The 16,525-nt window shown below is 70.3% G+C and carries 13 protein-coding genes; 9 read left to right on the top strand and 4 right to left on the bottom strand.

The features are described from left to right. Positions 1–498: 498 nt before the first annotated feature. Positions 499–1,071, top strand: coding sequence for a sigma-70 family RNA polymerase sigma factor (locus tag G9Q41_RS06435; RefSeq protein WP_017976715.1), 573 nt, complete (start codon positions 499–501; stop codon positions 1,069–1,071). Beyond that, positions 1,072–2,316, top strand: a complete 1,245-nt coding sequence (locus G9Q41_RS06440) for a hypothetical protein (RefSeq protein WP_165631806.1) — start codon at positions 1,072–1,074, stop codon at positions 2,314–2,316. A gap of 257 nt (positions 2,317–2,573) precedes the next feature. Here the strand turns inward: G9Q41_RS06440 and G9Q41_RS06445 are convergent, their stop codons facing one another. After that, positions 2,574–2,972 carry a DUF5319 domain-containing protein gene (locus G9Q41_RS06445; RefSeq protein WP_165632100.1) on the bottom strand — a complete coding sequence of 133 codons (399 nt, stop codon included), beginning with the start codon at positions 2,970–2,972 and terminating at the stop codon, positions 2,574–2,576. Positions 2,973–3,283: 311 nt separating this feature from the next. On the opposite strand from G9Q41_RS06445, the gene guaB reads away from it, so the two are divergent. The 4 genes from guaB (at position 3,284) to guaA (ending at position 10,139) form a co-directional block, all read left to right on the top strand. Further along, complete coding sequence (gene guaB / locus G9Q41_RS06450) at positions 3,284–4,795, top strand: IMP dehydrogenase (protein ID WP_092526204.1); 1,512 nt, start codon at positions 3,284–3,286, stop codon at positions 4,793–4,795. A 72-nt stretch (positions 4,796–4,867) separates the two neighbouring features. Beyond that, a complete protein-coding gene (locus G9Q41_RS06455; RefSeq protein WP_092526207.1) occupies positions 4,868–5,998 on the top strand; it encodes a GuaB3 family IMP dehydrogenase-related protein in 1,131 nt (376 codons plus the stop codon). A 648-nt stretch (positions 5,999–6,646) separates the two neighbouring features. Continuing rightward, positions 6,647–8,362: a GMC family oxidoreductase gene (locus G9Q41_RS06460; protein WP_165631805.1), complete on the top strand. Its 1,716-nt coding sequence runs from the start codon at positions 6,647–6,649 to the stop codon at positions 8,360–8,362. A 175-nt stretch (positions 8,363–8,537) separates the two neighbouring features. Next, entirely contained in the window at positions 8,538–10,139 is a 1,602-nt protein-coding gene (gene guaA, locus G9Q41_RS06465; protein ID WP_165632099.1) for a glutamine-hydrolyzing GMP synthase, read from the top strand. Positions 10,140–10,193: 54 nt separating this feature from the next. Here guaA and G9Q41_RS06470 read toward each other — a convergent pair whose 3' ends face one another. Together G9Q41_RS06470 and G9Q41_RS06475 are read right to left on the bottom strand one after the other, a co-directional pair. Further along, positions 10,194–10,415 carry a hypothetical protein gene (locus G9Q41_RS06470; RefSeq protein ID WP_165631804.1) on the bottom strand — a complete coding sequence of 74 codons (222 nt, stop codon included), beginning with the start codon at positions 10,413–10,415 and terminating at the stop codon, positions 10,194–10,196. Then, a complete protein-coding gene (locus G9Q41_RS06475; protein ID WP_242687140.1) occupies positions 10,408–11,721 on the bottom strand; it encodes a PspC domain-containing protein in 1,314 nt (437 codons plus the stop codon). Before G9Q41_RS06475 ends, G9Q41_RS06470 begins: the two co-directional genes overlap by 8 nt. A 119-nt stretch (positions 11,722–11,840) precedes the next feature. Between G9Q41_RS06475 and G9Q41_RS06480 the strand changes: the two genes are divergently transcribed. Further along, complete coding sequence (locus G9Q41_RS06480) at positions 11,841–13,220, top strand: ATP-binding protein (RefSeq protein WP_245695905.1); 1,380 nt, start codon at positions 11,841–11,843, stop codon at positions 13,218–13,220. A gap of 19 nt (positions 13,221–13,239) precedes the next feature. Continuing rightward, positions 13,240–13,944, top strand: a complete 705-nt coding sequence (locus tag G9Q41_RS06485) for a response regulator transcription factor (protein WP_092526227.1) — start codon at positions 13,240–13,242, stop codon at positions 13,942–13,944. A 557-nt stretch (positions 13,945–14,501) separates the two neighbouring features. Here the strand turns inward: G9Q41_RS06485 and G9Q41_RS06490 are convergent. Further along, complete coding sequence (locus G9Q41_RS06490; RefSeq protein WP_347567458.1) at positions 14,502–15,476, bottom strand: DMT family transporter; 975 nt, start codon at positions 15,474–15,476, stop codon at positions 14,502–14,504. 111 nt (positions 15,477–15,587) lie between these two features. Here G9Q41_RS06490 and G9Q41_RS06495 point away from each other — a divergent pair, with 111 nt between their 5' ends. After that, positions 15,588–16,478, top strand: coding sequence for a LysR family transcriptional regulator (locus G9Q41_RS06495; RefSeq protein WP_165631801.1), 891 nt, complete (start codon positions 15,588–15,590; stop codon positions 16,476–16,478). The last annotated feature ends 47 nt before the right edge of the window (positions 16,479–16,525 follow it).

Here is a 16,525-nt window from a genome sequence, read left to right on the forward strand (position 1 = left end):
GCCTCGCGTGCTCCTCGGGGCGTCCTCCTCGTGGGGTTTCGGTCGCTCATCGAAACCCGACGAGACTTGTGACGAGTCTCCCGATGCGGGATTCCGCAGCACAACTGATCTGTGCTGAAAGTCACTCACTTTTGCTGAGCGAGGGTGGGCGCGGAAGGCCGTCGGAGCAGCGGCGTTCCGCGGCGCCCCGCGCGCTCGTGCGCGCGCCAGGAAGCGCGCCTCCACGAGCTGCCTCGTCTGCCGTTGAGGCAGGTCAGCGGATTTTTTCGCATCCTCCGGCGCGACTGGAGCGCCGGGAGGGCGTCGAGCGGACCGGGCTGCGGGCGGGGGACCGCCCGCACGTCGCGGTGCTTCCCCGGCCCCGCATGATGTCCAGTCGGTGTACGGGTCGCTACATCCGGCCGGTAGTGTGACCACGGGATCGGCGTGCTCGGCACGTCATTGGATCCGGGCAACTTCGATTCGAGTCAACGCGTAACACCGAGGCTGGCGTCTGCGATGAGCAACGTGGGGGACGGGCTGGACGCTCTGGTCAGCGCCTCCATCGACGGCGACCGCCAGTCGATCGAGCGCTTACTCGCCGAAATCCGTCCTTTGGTGGTGCGGTACTGCCGCGCCAGGGTGGGCCGGAACGAACGCTCGTTCGCTTCGGCTGACGATGTTGCCCAGGAGGTGTGTCTCGCCGTGCTGACGGCGCTACCGACCTACCGGGACCAGGGTCGTCCATTCCTGGCGTTCGTGTACGGCATCGCCGCGCACAAAGTGGCCGATGCGCACCGTGCATCGGCTCGAAACCGGTCCGAACCGGTCGCGGATCCTCCGGACACCCCGGAGTCCGAGGCCGGACCGGAACAGCGAGCGATACAGGGCGAGCTTTCGGGCAGGATGGCGCAACTGCTGCGTGTGCTGCCGGCCAAGCAGCGGGAGATCCTGCTGCTCCGGGTGGTCGTCGGGTTGTCCGCGGAGGAAACCGCCGAAGCGGTCGGTTCGACGCCGGGAGCTGTGCGTGTGGCGCAACACCGTGCGCTCGCCCGGCTGCGAAAGACGCTGTCCGCGGAGGAGGTGGTCTGAATGGCGGAAAACAGAGGCTCCGGAGGAGACGACAAGGAGCGTGACTCCGTCGAGCCCGGCCAGCAGGACGACCGGTTGAACGTCGGGGAAGGTGGAACGAGCTCCACCGCTCCCGCAGGCGGGGATTCCGAGTCGGATGACCGGTTCTCCCGTTCGGAAACCGATTCGGAGCAGTCCGGAGCGGGTGGGTCGGACGGGGCCGAAACGACTTCGTCCGGTGGGACGGAGAGCACGACCCGGGCGGGCGTCCCGGAGTCGGAAGGCGCCGAGGTGCTCGAGTTCCGGCCCCGCCAGGACGCCGGTGATCGGTCCGGTGCCCCGGACGAGCACGGTTCGGATCGCGCCGAGGTCGACTCGGGGGAGGACCTCGATCTCACCGAGGACCTCGACGAGGACGAGGAACCGCTGGACATCGCTCAACTGCGAGCCGATGACGAGTTGTTGAACACGCTCGGTGGAGTGGAGTCCGGAAGCGAGTCCCTCTCCGACGAGTCAGGTGTCGATGTCGAGGCCCTGTTGCTGGCATGGCGACGCGATGTCGACTCCGCACCCGTCGGTGAGCTCGTCGACACGGACAGCGCCGTCGCTGCGTTGGAGGAGGGCAAACCCAAGCGCCGCGCTCGCAAGCGAAGGCACCTGGTGCCGGTGGCCACGGCCGCGGCCGTGCTGATGATCACCTTCACCGGGGTCGGGCTGGCGGCGCGGGACGCGGGCCCCGGGGACGCGCTGTGGGGCGTCACCCAGGTGCTCTACAGCGATCGCGCCGCTTCCGCGGCGGCGGCCTCCCGCGCGGAAACCCAGCTGGAGCACGCCAGCCAGGCCTGGCAGCAGGGGCAGGAGAAGGCCGCGGAGACGGCGCTGCAGCAGGCCAAGCAACAGTTCAGCACCATCGATCCCGGTGAGCGGCGTTCCGAGCTCCGTGCCGCGCACGCCTCGCTGAGCGCGAAGTTCCAGGAACCGCCGACACCGCCGGAGAGCTCCTCCACGGAGTCGAGCAGTTCGGAGCAGCAGGGTGCGCCCCCGTCCGGTTCCTCCGAGGAGTCCTCGGAGAGCACCACCTCCCCGAGCTCCGAGCCGACCTCGCCGCCCACGAGTTCGAGCGTGCCGAGCAGTACCTCGAAGCAGCCGCCCACTTCCTCGTCCGGGGAGTCGAGCTCGACCGGGAGCGAGAGTCCGAGCAGTGACGACGGGGAGAACACCTCTGGCAGCAGCAGCGAGGACTCGACGAACTCGATCTTCGACTGATCGACGCTCCGTGCGGCTCGGCGCGGGTCGCACGGAGCCGCTCGCGGCCCGAGCGCTTCGAGCCCGCCAGGGAGGCGAAGCTCACGTTCCCGGGGCCGGCCGACCAGCGGCGCGAAGTTCCGCTGTGAGTCGTCGGACGGGACACGACAACACCGGTCGGTGGTCGGTCGCCCGTCCGGCGGGTTCGCCGGGCCTTCCAGGATCAGAACGGCGGCACCGCCGCGTGGCGGTGCCGCCCTGGCTGTGCTCGACCTCGATCAGCGGCTGCGCTGGTCCTCGGTCTCGATCACTCCGTCCGCGAAGCCACGGCAGTACTCCCAACTGACGTAGTTGCCCGGGTTCGGTTCGTAAGCCGGTTCGTGCGGGCGCATCCGTCCGTCGTTGAGCAGCTGTTCGAGGCTGGACCGCAGCAGCTCCCAGTCGTGGTAGTGCGCTTCGCCGCAGTCCGCGCAGTCCACGACGATCCCGCGGATACCGCGCGGCTCCAGCAGCGCCTGATACACGGCCAGGTCGGCCAGGTCCGAGAGCAGTTCGGCCCGTTCCTCGTCGCCGAGCTGTTGGTCCTGCTCGTCCTGATCGCCGAGGGCCATGCTCGGGTCTTCCGGATCGCCCGCGAACGGGTCTGGTGGCAATGGGTCATGCGGCACGACCCGCACGGTACCGGTACGGTCCACCCCTCCGGTCCCGTGGCCGGGGACTTCCCGGGCGCGCGCAATCGATACCATGGGAGGACATCGCCCGTGAGTCGTGTCGAGGCGTTTGTGGTGCAGTCCTTCCGCGGTCGCCGAGCGTCTTCGTCGGAAGGGCTCGCGGGTTCCGCTCGCCTCAGGGAGTGCCCTCGTGTGGATGCTCGGTGAGACGTGAAACGTTCTCACCGCTTCGCTTGTGAGCACCCGAGCGGCACGGACCACTCCCGGACGGGACGCCAGGCACTTCAAACTGATCGAGGAAGGCACTCCTTCGCGCTATGACCAGCGAACTCACCGCCCCGGGCTTTCCGACGAAGTTCGCGACGCTCGGGCTGACCTTCGACGATGTGCTCCTGCTGCCCGGCGAGTCGGACATCGTCCCGAGCGCCGTGGACACGAGCACGCGACTCTCCCGGAACATACGGCTGCGCTCGCCGCTGATCTCCGCGGCCATGGACACGGTCACCGAGGCCCGGATGGCCATCGCGATGGCCCGGCTGGGCGGCGTCGGCATCCTGCAGCGCAACCTGCCCGCTGAGGAGCAGGCCGCGCAGGTGGAGGTCGTCAAGCGGTCCGAGGCCGGCATGGTCACCGATCCGGTGACCTGCTCGCCGGAGGACACCCTGTCCGATGTGGACACCCTCTGCGCGCGGTACCGGATCTCCGGGCTGCCGGTGACCGAACCGGACGGCGCCCTGGTGGGGATCATCACCAACCGGGACATGCGGTTCGTGACCGACCACACCAAGCGTGTCCGGGAAGTCATGACCACGGCCCCGCTGATCACGGCCAGGGTCGGGGTGACCACCGATGAGGCGCTCGACCTGCTGCGGGAGAACAAGGTCGAGAAGCTCCCGATCGTGGACGGTAGCGGCAAGCTGCGCGGCCTGATCACGGTCAAGGACTTCGTCAAGACCGAGCAGTACCCGGAGGCGACCAAGGACTCCGACGGCAGGTTGCTCTGCGGCGCGGCGATCGGTGTGGGTGCCGACTCCCACGAACGGGCGATGGCCCTGGTCGAGGCGGGCGTGGACGTGCTGGTCGTGGACACCGCGCACGGGCACTCCAAGGCGGTCGCCGAGACGGTGGCGACCCTCAAGCAGGAGCTCGGGGACTCGGTCGACGTCATCGGGGGCAACGTCGCGACGAGGAGCGGGGCGCAGTCCCTCATCGACGCGGGGGCCGATGCCGTGAAGGTCGGTGTGGGCCCGGGCTCGATCTGCACCACCCGTGTCGTGGCCGGGGTCGGCGTCCCCCAGATAACCGCCATCTACGAAGCCGACCAGGCCTGCCGCCCGGCGGGAGTCCCGCTGGTCGCGGACGGAGGGATCCAGTACTCGGGCGACATCGCCAAGGCGATCGCCAGCGGTGCGAGCAGCGTGATGCTGGGCAGCCTCTTCGCCGGGACCGCGGAGGCCCCGGGCGACCTGGTGCTGGTCAACGGCAAGCAGTTCAAGGTCTACAGGGGCATGGGCTCCATGGGAGCCATGTCCTCCAAGGACGACGGGCAGTCCTACTCCAAGGACCGCTACTTCCAGGACGACGTGCTTTCCGAGGACAAGCTGGTTCCGGAGGGCATCGAGGGCCGGGTCCCCTACCGTGGACCGCTCGGTCAGGTGGTGCACCAGCTCGTCGGCGGACTGCGCTCCGGAATGGGATTCACCGGATCCGGTTCGATCGAGGAGCTGCAGCAGGCGTACCTGGCGCGGGTGACGACTGCGGGCATGAAGGAGAGCCACCCGCACGACATCACCATGACCGTTGAGGCCCCCAACTACACGACGCGGTAGCGTGCCTCGCCGGGTCGGACGGGGCGCGGCCGACCCCTCGGACAGTACAGCGGCACCGCGGGAAGGACACACGTGCGGGATCTTGTGGAAATCGGCATGGGCCGGACGGCCATGCGCGGTTACGACTTGGAAGACGTCGAGATCGTGCCGTCGCGGCGTACTCGTTCCTCCAAGGACGTCTCGTTGTCTTGGCAGATCGACGCCTACCGACTCGACATTCCGCTGGTGACCCATCCGACCGATGCGGTGGTGTCCCCGGCGACGGCCATCCGCATCGGTGAGCTCGGCGGTCTCGGGGTGCTCAACGCGGAAGGGCTCTGGGCGCGCCACGAGAACGTCGAGGGCGAGCTCAACCAGATCGTGCGCGTCGCCGAGGAGGGCGAGGGTCCGGAGGCGGCGATCGCCATGCTGCAGCAGCTGCACGCGGCCCCCGTCCGCACCGACCTGCTCACCGAGGCGGTCAAGCAGATCAAGGACTCGGGGGTCACGGTCGCCGCGCGGGTCAGCCCGCAGCACGCGGAGGAGCTCACGCCCACCCTGCTGGCGGCGGGGGTCGAGGTGCTGATGGTGCAGGGCACCATCGTCTCGGCCGAGCACGTCTCCCGGGACGGCGATCCGCTCAACCTCAAGCAGTTCATCGGCGACCTCGACGTCCCCGTGATCGCGGGCGGTGTCGGCGACTACCGCACGGCCATGCACCTCATGCGCACCGGAGCCGCCGGTGTGATCGTCGGGTTCGGGCAGTCCCGCTCGGCGACGACCACGCAGACGCTGGGGATCGGCGTGCCCATGGCCACGGCCGTGGCGGACGCCGCCGCCGCGCGCCGGGACTACCTGGACGAGACCGGCGGCCGCTACGTGCACGTGATCGCCGACGGTGGACTCACCTACTCGGGAGACATCGCCAAGTCGATCGCGTGCGGCGCGGACGCGGTCATGCTCGGCGAGCCGCTCACCGAGACCTCGGAGGCCCCCGGGCACGGCTACTACTGGACCGCCGCGGCGGCCCATCCGAACCTGCCGCGCAGCGAGGTCGTCGGGTTCAACAGCGCGGGCGTGGACCTGGAGACGCTGCTGTTCGGCCCGAGCAGCGATCCGTACGGCACGCTGAACCTGTTCGGCGCGCTGCGCCGTGCGATGGCCAAGACCGGTTACTCGGAGCTCAAGGAGTTTCAGAAGGTCGGTTTGATGCTGTGCCGCTGATGTTTTTGGGCGGTTCGGTGGCTCGGTTTGCGTGGCGGTGCGGGTGGCGGAACCCCTCGCGGGCTCTCGCTGCGGGGAGGCCCGACATCGGGTAGCGACCTACACAACGTCGGGCCTTCCTCGCGAGAGCACCACGAGAGAACCCGCGGTCGGTTGGGTTGCGTAGGCTCACAGCGCTCGCGTTGGGGTGACGCCCTGGTCGGGAGTTCCCGTCCGGGGACCCGGCGGCCCGGGGTGCTTGCGGCGGTGTCGATTGCTCGGGCTCGCAGCGCTTGGGCTGGGGTGATGCCCTGGTCGGGAGTTCCTGGTCGGGGATTTCGCGTCGGCTTGGTTGGCTCGCGGCGGTGCCGACTGCGCAGGCTCAGAGCGCTTGCGTTGGGGTGACGCCCTTCGCGTGGGAGTCCTGGTTCGGGGCTTAGGACGGCTCGGGGCGCTTGCGGCGGTGCCGACTGCGTAGGCTCGTAAGCACTTTCGTCGGTGGGGAGCTCTTGGGGGAGAGTCCCTTGCTCGGCGGTCCGGCTGCTCGGGGTGGCGAGCGGCCGGACCGATCGTTCGGTGACCGAACCTGCCTCGGGAAGTGTCCAACGGGTGAACGCATTTGCCGCGAACTATGGCTACTAGCGAGTAAGTTGCTCTACTCTCTCCGGCATGAGTGATCGGAAACACCCTCGCGGGGAGAGCTCGGCTCGCGGGCACTACGACGTGGTCGTGATCGGTTCCGGATTCGGCGGCAGCGTGGCCGCGTTGCGCCTGGTCGAGAAGGGCTACCGCGTCGCCGTGCTGGAGGCGGGCAGACGGTTCGCCGACGAGGAGTTCCCCAAGACCTCCTGGGACTTCCGCCGCTTCCTGTGGGCCCCGCGGCTCGGCTGCTACGGCATCCAGCGCATCCACATGCTGCGGAACGTGCTGATCCTCGCCGGTGCCGGAGTGGGCGGTGGTTCGCTGGTCTACGCGAACACCCTGTACCGCCCCATGAAGCCGTTCTTCACCGACTCCCAGTGGGCCCACATCACCGACTGGGAGAAGGAGCTCGACCGGCACTACGACCAGGCCAGCCGAATGCTGGGCGTGGTCACGAACCCGACCGTGACCCCCTCCGACCGCGTAATCAAGCAGATCGCCTCGGAGATGGGAGCGGAGGAGACGTACCACCCCACCCCCGTGGGCGTCTACTTCGGAAAGCCCGGTGAGCGCACGAGCGACCCCTACTTCGGCGGAGCGGGACCGGAGCGCACCGGCTGCACCGAGTGCGGTGCCTGCATGACCGGTTGCCGCGTCGGGGCCAAGAACACCCTGATGAAGAACTACCTCTACCTGGCCGAGTCGAAGGGCGCCGAGGTGTGGCCGATGACCACGGTCGACGGGCTGCGCAAGGACGCGGACGGGCGATGGAGGGTCCGCACCAGCAGGACCGGGGCCGTGCTGGCGAAGCGCCCCTGCACGTTCACCGCCGACCAGGTCGTGCTCGCGGCGGGAACGTGGGGGACGCAGAACCTGCTGCACCGCTGCAGGGACAACGGGGACCTGCCCGCGCTGTCCCCCAGGTTGGGCGAACTGACCCGGACCAACTCGGAAGCCATCATCGGGGCACAGCGGAACTCGGTCGACCCGAACCAGAACTTCTCCGAGGGAACCGCCATCACCTCCTCGTTCCACCCGGACGAGGACACGCACATCGAGCCGGTCCGCTACGGCAAGGGCGGCAACGCGATGGGGCTGCTGCAGACCCTGCCGACCAGCGGCGGGAAGAGCGCTCCGCGCTGGAGGCAGTGGCTGCGCTCGGCGGTCACGCGCCCGCTCACCACGCTGCGGCTGCTGTCGGTGCGGCGCTGGAGCGAGCGCACCGTGATCCTGCTGGTGATGCAGAGCCTGGACAACTCGCTGCGGACCAGGCTGGGCAAGGGGCTGTTCGGCAGGCGCAAGCTGACTTCGAGCCAGGGGCACGGCGCTCCCAACCCGACCTGGATCCCCGCCGGTGAGCGCGCCAACGAGCTGGCCGCGGAGAAGATCGACGGGATCGCCGGGGGAACCTGGGGCGAGCTGTTCGACATTCCGCTGACGGCCCACTTCATCGGAGGGTGCCCGATCGGTTCGGACCCGAGCAGCGGAGTGATCGACCCGTACCACCGCGCGTGGGGCTACCCCGATCTGTCGATCGTGGACGGTTCGGCCATAACCGCGAACCTCGGGGTCAACCCCTCGCTGACCATCACCGCGCAGGCGGAGCGAGCCTTCTCCATGTGGCCGAACAAGGGCGAGACGGATCCGCGCGCCGCGCAGTCCGCGGAGTACCGCCCGGTGGAACCGGTGGAACCGCGCCACCCGGCAGTGCCGGCCGAGGCGCCGGCCGCGCTGCGCCGTTGAGCGCGGTTCCGCGCGGAACGATTCCTCCCGGAACCCCTCCGGGAGGAGCGCTTCGCGCGGGACGCGTCGACCGCAGGGGGTGATGCCGCCACATTCGGCGGACCTGGGACAATACGCTGACCAGCGTAGTTTTCTCACCTGGAGGTTCGACGTCGTGTCCGACACCGCAGGGGGCATCGACCCCGCCGGACAGGATTCCGCGCAAGGACGATCCGGCAGCGGCCCCGTCCTGGTGGTCGACTTCGGCGCGCAGTACGCGCAGCTGATCGCCCGCCGGGTACGGGAGGCGCAGGTATATTCCGAGGTGGTCCCGCACGACACCCCGGTCGAGGAGATGTTGCGCAGGGATCCCGCCGCCGTGGTGCTGTCCGGTGGTCCGGCCAGCGTCCACGAGGAGGGCGCCCCCGAGGTGGACGACGCGCTGTTCCGCGCGGGCGTGCCGGTCTTCGGGATCTGCTACGGATTCCAGGCCATGACCAAGGCGCTGGGCGGAACGGTCGAGCGAACCGGGACCAGGGAGTTCGGCAGGACGGACCTCACCGTCTGCGCCGCGGGGGGCACGCTGCACCAGGAGCTGCCCGAGCACCACCCGGTTTGGATGAGTCACGGTGACTCCGTGAGCGAGGCCCCGGACGGCTTCCGGGTCATCGCCGAGACCGCCGACACCCCGGTGGCCGCCTTCGAGAACCCCGAGCTCGGGCTGGCCGGGGTGCAGTACCACCCGGAGGTGGCGCACTCCCCGCACGGCCAGGGGGTGCTGCGCAGGTTCCTGCACGAGATCGCGGGGATCCGCCCGCGCTGGACCACCACGTCGATCGTGGACGAGACGGTGTCCGCCATCAGGGAGCAGATCGGTGACGCGCGGGCCATCTGCGCCCTCTCCGGAGGGGTGGACTCGGCCGTGGCGGGCGCGCTGGTCAACAAGGCCATCGGGGACAGGTTGACCTGCGTCTTCGTGGACCACGGGCTGCTGCGCTCCGGTGAGCGCACCCAGGTGGAGCGCGACTTCGTCGCCGCCACGGGCGCCCGGCTCGTCGTGATCGACGCCGTGCAGCAGTTCACCGACGCGCTGGCCGGGGTGACCGACCCCGAGGAGAAGCGCAAGATCATTGGTCGCGAGTTCATCAGGACCTTCGAGCAGGCCGCGCGGGACCTGCAGACCGAGGCGGGCGAGGCCGGGGAGCGGATCGAGTACCTGGTCCAGGGAACGCTGTACCCGGACGTCGTGGAGTCCGGTGGGGGAACCGGAACCGCCAACATCAAGAGCCACCACAACGTCGGCGGCCTTCCCGAGGACCTGCAGTTCGACCTCGTCGAGCCGCTGCGCGCCCTGTTCAAGGACGAGGTGCGCAGGGTCGGTTCCGAGCTCGGCCTGCCGGAGACGATAGTGCAGCGCCAGCCCTTCCCCGGGCCGGGACTGGCGATCCGGGTGATCGGCGAGGTCACCCAGCAGCGCCTCGCCACGCTGCGCGCCGCGGACGCGATCGCCCGCGAGGAGCTGACGGCCGCGGGTCTGGACCACGACATCTGGCAGTGCCCCGTGGTGCTGCTCGCCGACGTGCAGTCGGTGGGCGTGCAGGGGGACGGGCGCACCTACGGCTACCCGGTCGTGCTTCGCCCGGTGTCCAGCGAGGACGCCATGACGGCCGACTGGACCCGGCTGCCCTACGAGGTGCTCGAACGCGTCTCCACCCGGATCACCAACGAGGTGTCCGAGGTCAACAGGGTGACCCTCGACGTGACGTCCAAGCCGCCGGGGACGATCGAGTGGGAGTGACCGCCGGTGGCGTTCGGGCCCGCTCGCACGGGCCCGGACCACCGGCAGGCGGCGTCAGTGCCGCCGCAGCGCGCTGGCGAGCATGAGCACCCCGACGGCGACGGCGCCGAAGGCGAGCATCCGCTGGGCGGTCAACGTCCCTCCGAGCAGGAGGTAGACCGAAGTCGCCACGGTGAGGATCCCCGCGGTCAGCGCGATCGGGTCCAGCCCGAAACGCCGCGCTCCGGTGGGCCGAGCCTCGGGGCCGCTCTGCTGGTCAGGTCGGTCGTCAGTCACGGAAAACCTCCACGGTGCCTGTCTTCGTGCTCAGATCGAGCTCGATCGTGCCCCCGCCGGGGCCGTCCGCTCCGAGATCGGTGTTGTGGAGCAGCACGTGGCGGCCGGAGCCGTGCTGGCCGAGACAGTTCACCGAACCGAAGTCCGCGGAGCAGGTGACGTGCGCGTCCGCGTTCCGCGGCAGGTAGACGGTCGTGGTTCCCGCACCCAAGTGCACCGCGGAGTGCGCCTGCTCGTCCGTTCGCAGTCTCATGTGGTCCAGGTGCAGCGTGATGCTGCCCATCGGTTCCGAGTACCTCGGCGCCAGCTCGGCAGCCGTGTTCGGAGTGGCGGTGACCCTGCTGACCCCCTGCCACGGATCGGCAGGCAGCAAGCCGGCCAGCGTGCTCAGCAGAGCCAGCGGGATCGCGAAGGCGATCAGTCCCCTGCCTCCGCGCAGGAACGCCCCCACCAGCATTCCGCAACCGAGCACGCCGAGCATCAGCGCCCCCACCTGCACCGGGGACAGGCTCAGCGCCACCGCGAAGCCTCCAGCCAGCAGCGCGACCCCGAGAGTGATCAGCGTCACCGAGCGGCGCGAGCGGTTCCCGGACGGACGGGAGCGTGGTGGCTCCGGAACCGGCGGGGGCGTGGAAGGGGGCGGACCTTCCGGAGGAGGGGTGTGCGCCGCGGCGGGAGCTGGGGGCTCCGCGGCGGGCGCCGCGCTGTGCGCGGCCGTCGTCTCCGTCGTTTCCCCGCCCGGGTAGACCCAGGCGGTGGCGGGTTCGTCGGCCGCGGGGTTCGGAGCGACGTTCGTGGTGGTGCGACCGCTCGGCGCCGCGGCCGTCCCGGCCGGCGGGGACGGGGGAGTTCGACCGCTGTAGTGCTGGTGCAGCAGGTACAGCAGGAGCAGGCCGAGCAGCAGACCGAACACGCTGGGGAGGTCGAACATCGCGAACATGGTCGGCACCAGCAGCAGCGCGGCCAGCACCAGCAGCACCGGGGAGTTGTCCCGGACCCTGCCCGTTCTCGAATCCAGCTTCGGCAGGGCCAGCCACAGCAGAACGTAGAGCAGCAGCCCGGCCCCGCCGTAGAAGGTGCCGACCGTGAAACCGACCCGGAACAGCACGGGGTCGATTCCGTAGCGCTCACCCAGCGCGGCCGAGACCCCGGCGATCTTGCGGTTCCCGTCCGTGCGCGTGGGGCGAGTGCTCCAGACCCGCCGCAGCACGTCCTGGAATCCCTCCCCGCCGGATTCGGCACCTCTCCCGGGGCCGCCGCTCCGTCCGGAGGCCTCGGTCCCGTCGTCGCCCACTGGTCCGCTCATGCTTCCACCCTGCGTGCGCATCCGTCCCCTCGTCCTCGGGGAATCCCCTGAAATCCCCCGCACACGATCGCGCGCTTCCCCGATGTCGGGCCGTGGGAGCGCGTGCAACCATCGATGTCGTGCAGGTCCGATCCAGACGTCCCAAGAAGCGCTCCCCGAGTGTGGGGGACGCGAGCGGACCGGAGGCACGGACCCGGCCCTACCACTCCTCGGTGGAGGAAGAGCCCCGGCTGTACCGCCTGCGCTCCGGACGGATCGTGGCCGGGGTGGCCGCGGGGATCGCGCGGCACCTGGAACTCCCCGTGCTGTGGGTGCGGGCCGCGTTCGCCGTGCTGGCCTCCTTCGGTGGTGCCGGGGTGCTGGCCTACGGCCTGCTGTGGGTGTTCGTGCGCCAGCGCGCGGACACCGGCGGGCAGGCCTCGGTGCGGGAACGTCAGCAGGGGCTGGTGCTGCTGGTCCTCGGCATCGGACTGGCCGTGGTGGTTGCCTCGGCCAGTGCCGTCCCCCCGTGGCTGGTCGGGACCCTGGCTTCGATACTCGTCGGTGGCGCCGTGCTCTGGCGGGAGGCGGACGAGTCCCAGCGCGACCAGTGGCGCCGGGAGGCCAGGTCGAGCGTGCTCGGCACGCTGGCCGACGGCGGGCGCGCCGCGCGACTCCGGGTGCTGGCCGGGGCGCTGCTGGTGGTCATCGGCCTGTTCTTCTTCGTCCGGGGAGCGGCGGGCAGCGAGATTCCCGTGGTTCTCGCCGCGGTGAGCGCCACCCTGGTCGGGATGGCCGTGCTCACCGTGCCCTGGTGGATGAGGCTGGTCGGCGACCTCGACGTGGAACGCTCCACCAGGATCAGATCGCAGGAGCGGGCCGAGATAGCGGCGCACCTGCACGACTCCGTGCTGCAGACCTTGGCCTTGATCCAGAAGCAGGCCTCCTCGGAGCGGGAGGTTCGCAGGCTCGCCAGGAGCCAGGAGCGGGAGCTGCGCCAGTGGCTCTACGGTCCCGGCGGCTACAGCCGGACCTCCCGGCGCATGACCGAGGCCCCGGTGGCGATGCCCACCTCCTCCGGCCCGGACACCGGGGCGGAGGAGACCGTGGAACCAGCCGCGGTCGCCGAGACGGTCTCGACCGAGTTGGGGCGCATCTGCGGCGAGATCGAGGACGACTTCGACGTCGCGGTGCGACCGGTGGTCGTCGGGGACGGTCGGCTGGACGACTCGCTGCGGGCGCTGCTGGCGGCCGCGCGGGAAGCCGTCGTCAACGCGGCCAAGCACGCCGGGGTCGACGAGGTCAGCGTCTACGCCGAACTGCAACCGGAACGGGCCGAGCTGTTCGTGCGGGACAGAGGAGCGGGATTCGACCCGGACGAGGTCGCGGAGGATCGGCACGGTCTGGCCGACTCGATCCGGGGCAGGATGGAACGCAACGGGGGGCGGGTGCGCCTGCGCACCTCACCCGGAGCGGGGACCGAGATACACCTCGACCTCCCGCGCTCCCCCGAGAGGTGACAGTGAAGGAGCTCGATCCATGACCGAAGAGCACGACGAGTCCCCGGAAAGCCGGGAGGCGGAGCAGGAGCGGTCCGCGGTGCGGGTCTACATCGTCGACGACCACGCGCTGTTCCGCGCCGGGGTTCGCGCCGAACTGGGCACGGCCGACGACAGGGTGCGGGTGATCGGCGAGGCCGGTTCGGTGGCCGAGGCCGTGGCCGGGATCGAGCACCTGCGTCCCGAGGTAGTGCTGCTGGACGTGCACATGCCGGACGGCGGCGGTGTCGAGGTGCTGCGGCGGGTGCGCGAGCGGTGCCCCGAAGTGGTTTTCCTCGCGCTGTCCGTCTCCGACGCGGCCGAGGACGTCATCACCACGATCCGCGGTGGAGCGCGCGGCTACGTCACCAAGACGATCTCCGGGCGGGAGCTGGCCGACTCGATCTGCCGGGTCTCCGACGGGGACGCCGTGTTCTCACCCCGGCTGGCCGGCTTCGTGCTGGACGCCTTCGCGGAAGGCCCGAACTCCGCCCCGGTGGGCGACCCCGAGCTGGACCAGCTGACCCGCAGGGAACGCGAGGTGCTGCGGCTGCTCGCGCGCGGCTACGCCTACCGCGAGATCGGCTCCGAGCTGTTCATCTCGGTGAAGACGGTCGAAACCCACGTCTCCAGCGTCCTGCGCAAGACGCAGCTGTCGAACAGGTACGAGTTGTCGAAGTGGGCCTCCGATCGCCGCCTAATTTGAGTTCGCGGGTGTGTGGGGGTCCTGTTGCTCGGGTGGTTGCGTGGCGGAACCTCAGTCGGCGCCCGGCTGCGGGTGCCCCGACATCGGGTAGCGACCTACACAACGTCGGGGCCGTCCTCGCCGGGCACTCGACTGAGAACCCGCGGCGGTGCCGGTTGCTCGGGATCAGAGCGCTTGCGTTGGAGTGACAGGTTTTTCGGGGACTGGCTTGTCGTGGGTGGTTGCGTGGCGGAACCTCTCGCGGGCTCTCGCTCCGGGGAGGCCCGACATCGGGTAGGCACCTACACAACGTCGGGCCTTCCTCGCGAGAGCACCACGAGAGAACCCGCGGCGGTGCCGGCTGCGCAGGCTCAGAGCGCTTGCGTTGGGGTGGAGGCTTTTCGGGGACTTGCTCTGCGTGGCGGTGCCGGTGGCGGGACCTCGGTCGGCGCCCGGCTGCGGGTGCCCCGACATCGGGTAGCGGCCCTTCTGCTGGGAGCGCCTGTCACTGGAGCCGTCCCAGGGAGAACGTTTCGCGCGTGGGGGCAGGGGGCCGGGTGCCGATGACGCTCACCGGGTCAGCTGCGGGCGGGCTCGCTCGGCTCGGCCGCGGCCGCGCGGTTCCTCCCGCGCGGGCTGCGGGCATTGGTCCTGCTCAGCGCCACCCCGAGCAGTACGACGACCATGCCCGCGAGCATGCGGGGACCGAAGGCCTCGTCGAGCACCAGCCAGCCGAGCACCACCGAGACGGCGGGCATCAGATAAGTGACCGTGGACGCGGTGGTGGACCCCTCGTCGGAGATGATCCGGACGTGCAGCGCGAAGGCGACTCCGGTGCCGAACACCCCGAGCGCGGCCACCGCCAGCAGCGGAAGCGGGGCGGGGTTGATCGGTGCCAGCCCGCCGACCGGAAGCGTGAGCAGTGCGATCCCGGTGGCGGCCGTCATCTGCATGGCGGCCACCGTGAGCGGGGGCAGCGGGCGGCCGGACAGCCCGGCACCGCTGAGGCTCCGACCGATGTAGACGAAACCGATGCCGTAGCTGGCGGCTGCGGCGAGGCAGGCGAGCACGCCCCAGCCGAGCAGGCCGCCGGCGCCCTGCCACGGGGCCAGGATCACCACGACCCCGGAGAAGCCGAGCAGCAGCCCGAGCAGCCGGGCGGCCGGAAGTGAGCGCTCCGTTCCGTAGAGCAGGCCGAAGAGGACGGTCCACAGCGGTGTGGTCGCGTTGAGCACGCCGGTGAGGCCCGAGTCCACTGTGCGCTCACCGAGTCCGAACAGGATCCAGGGCGCCACGTTGCTGAACACCGCGGCCACGGCGATGGTCCGCCACAGGCGGCGTTCCTGCTTCGAGCCGAACCCGACCAGGCGTCCACCGCCGAGCACGCACAGCGCCGTCAGCACCACGGCCCCGAGGGCGATCCGCGCGAACGCCACCTGGGTCGGGGACAGCGCTTGCAGCCCCACCTTGATGAACAGAAAGCTCGCCCCCCACAGCAGGGCGAGAACGATCAGCCGCACGTAATTGGCGCGGTTGTTCAAGATCTCCTCCACGGTCGTGCTCCCGGGCGGCTTCGGCCCGGGAACCACCATGCTGGTCCCTACCGATTAGGACAAGTGGATTTTGCTTCACCGACCTTTCAGTTCTGCTGTAGGGTCGTGGACGTGTTGGACGTCCGACGGCTGCAGGTGCTGCGTGCGGTGGTCAACAGCGGTTCGGTGAGCGCGGCGGCGGACAACCTCGGCTACACGCCCTCGGCCGTCAGCCAGCAGCTCGGGGTCCTGGAACGCGAGGCGGGCCTGCCGCTGTTCGAGAAGGCCGGGCGCGGGATCCGCCCCACGGAGGCGGGCACCATGCTCGCCGAACGGGCCAGGAAGCTCTCCGAGATCCTGACCGAGACCGAGGCCGAGCTGGCGGAACGACGGGCGGGGCGTACCGGCGTGCTCCGGGTCCGCTTCTTCCAGAGCGCGGGCATCGCCCTGATACCTCCCGCCGTGGCCGGGTTCCGCGCGCGCTGCCCGGACGTGCGGCTCGACCTGGGCATGCGGGAGGACGGCTTGCTGGAACAGCTCGTCGAGGGGGCGGCCGACGTGGCCGTGTTCGTGGTCGGGCGGGAGGTTCCCGCGCTCAGCGGGATTCGCGTGACCCACCTGATCGACGAACCCTACCGGCTCGTGCTCCCGGAGGGGCACCCGCTGTGCGCGCAGGACCCCGTCGACCTCGGCAGCCTCGCCGGGGAGTCGTGGGTCCAGGAGTCGTTCACGCAGGGGCCCTGCGCCGAATCGCTCCAGGACGCCTTCGCCGCCGCGGGGATCACGCCCAACGTCACGCTGGAACCGGACAGTCCGCAGGCCGCGCAGGGGTTCGTCGCCGCCGGGCTGGGGGTGTCGCTGATCCCGCGACTCGGCCTGGACCCGGTGCACCCGAACGTCGCGGTGCGCTCGCTGCGCAAACCCGAGCCGGTCCGACGGATCCACGTCGCGGTGCGGGAATCGGTGGCGCGGCTGTCCAGCACGCGGATTCTGCTGGAGACGCTTTCCAAAGCGGCCGGGTGAGGGCGGTGGCGCTCGCTGCCGCCGCGGAACGCCCCGAAGGGCTGCTC

Source organism: Actinopolyspora sp. BKK2 (assembly GCF_011291845.1).
Lineage (GTDB): Bacteria > Actinomycetota > Actinomycetes > Mycobacteriales > Pseudonocardiaceae > Actinopolyspora > Actinopolyspora saharensis.

Bases quoted from the DNA above. Each gene is read 5' to 3' on its own strand.
- G9Q41_RS06435 (WP_017976715.1), top strand. From the start codon at position 499: ATGAGCAACGTGGGGGACGGGCTGGACGCTCTGGTCAGCGCCTCCATC.
- G9Q41_RS06440 (WP_165631806.1), top strand. From the start codon at position 1,072: ATGGCGGAAAACAGAGGCTCCGGAGGAGACGACAAGGAGCGTGACTCC.
- guaB (WP_092526204.1), top strand. From the start codon at position 3,284: ATGACCAGCGAACTCACCGCCCCGGGCTTTCCGACGAAGTTCGCGACG.
- G9Q41_RS06460 (WP_165631805.1), top strand. From the start codon at position 6,647: ATGAGTGATCGGAAACACCCTCGCGGGGAGAGCTCGGCTCGCGGGCAC.
- G9Q41_RS06475 (WP_242687140.1), bottom strand. From the start codon at position 11,721: ATGAGCGGACCAGTGGGCGACGACGGGACCGAGGCCTCCGGACGGAGC.
- G9Q41_RS06485 (WP_092526227.1), top strand. From the start codon at position 13,240: ATGACCGAAGAGCACGACGAGTCCCCGGAAAGCCGGGAGGCGGAGCAG.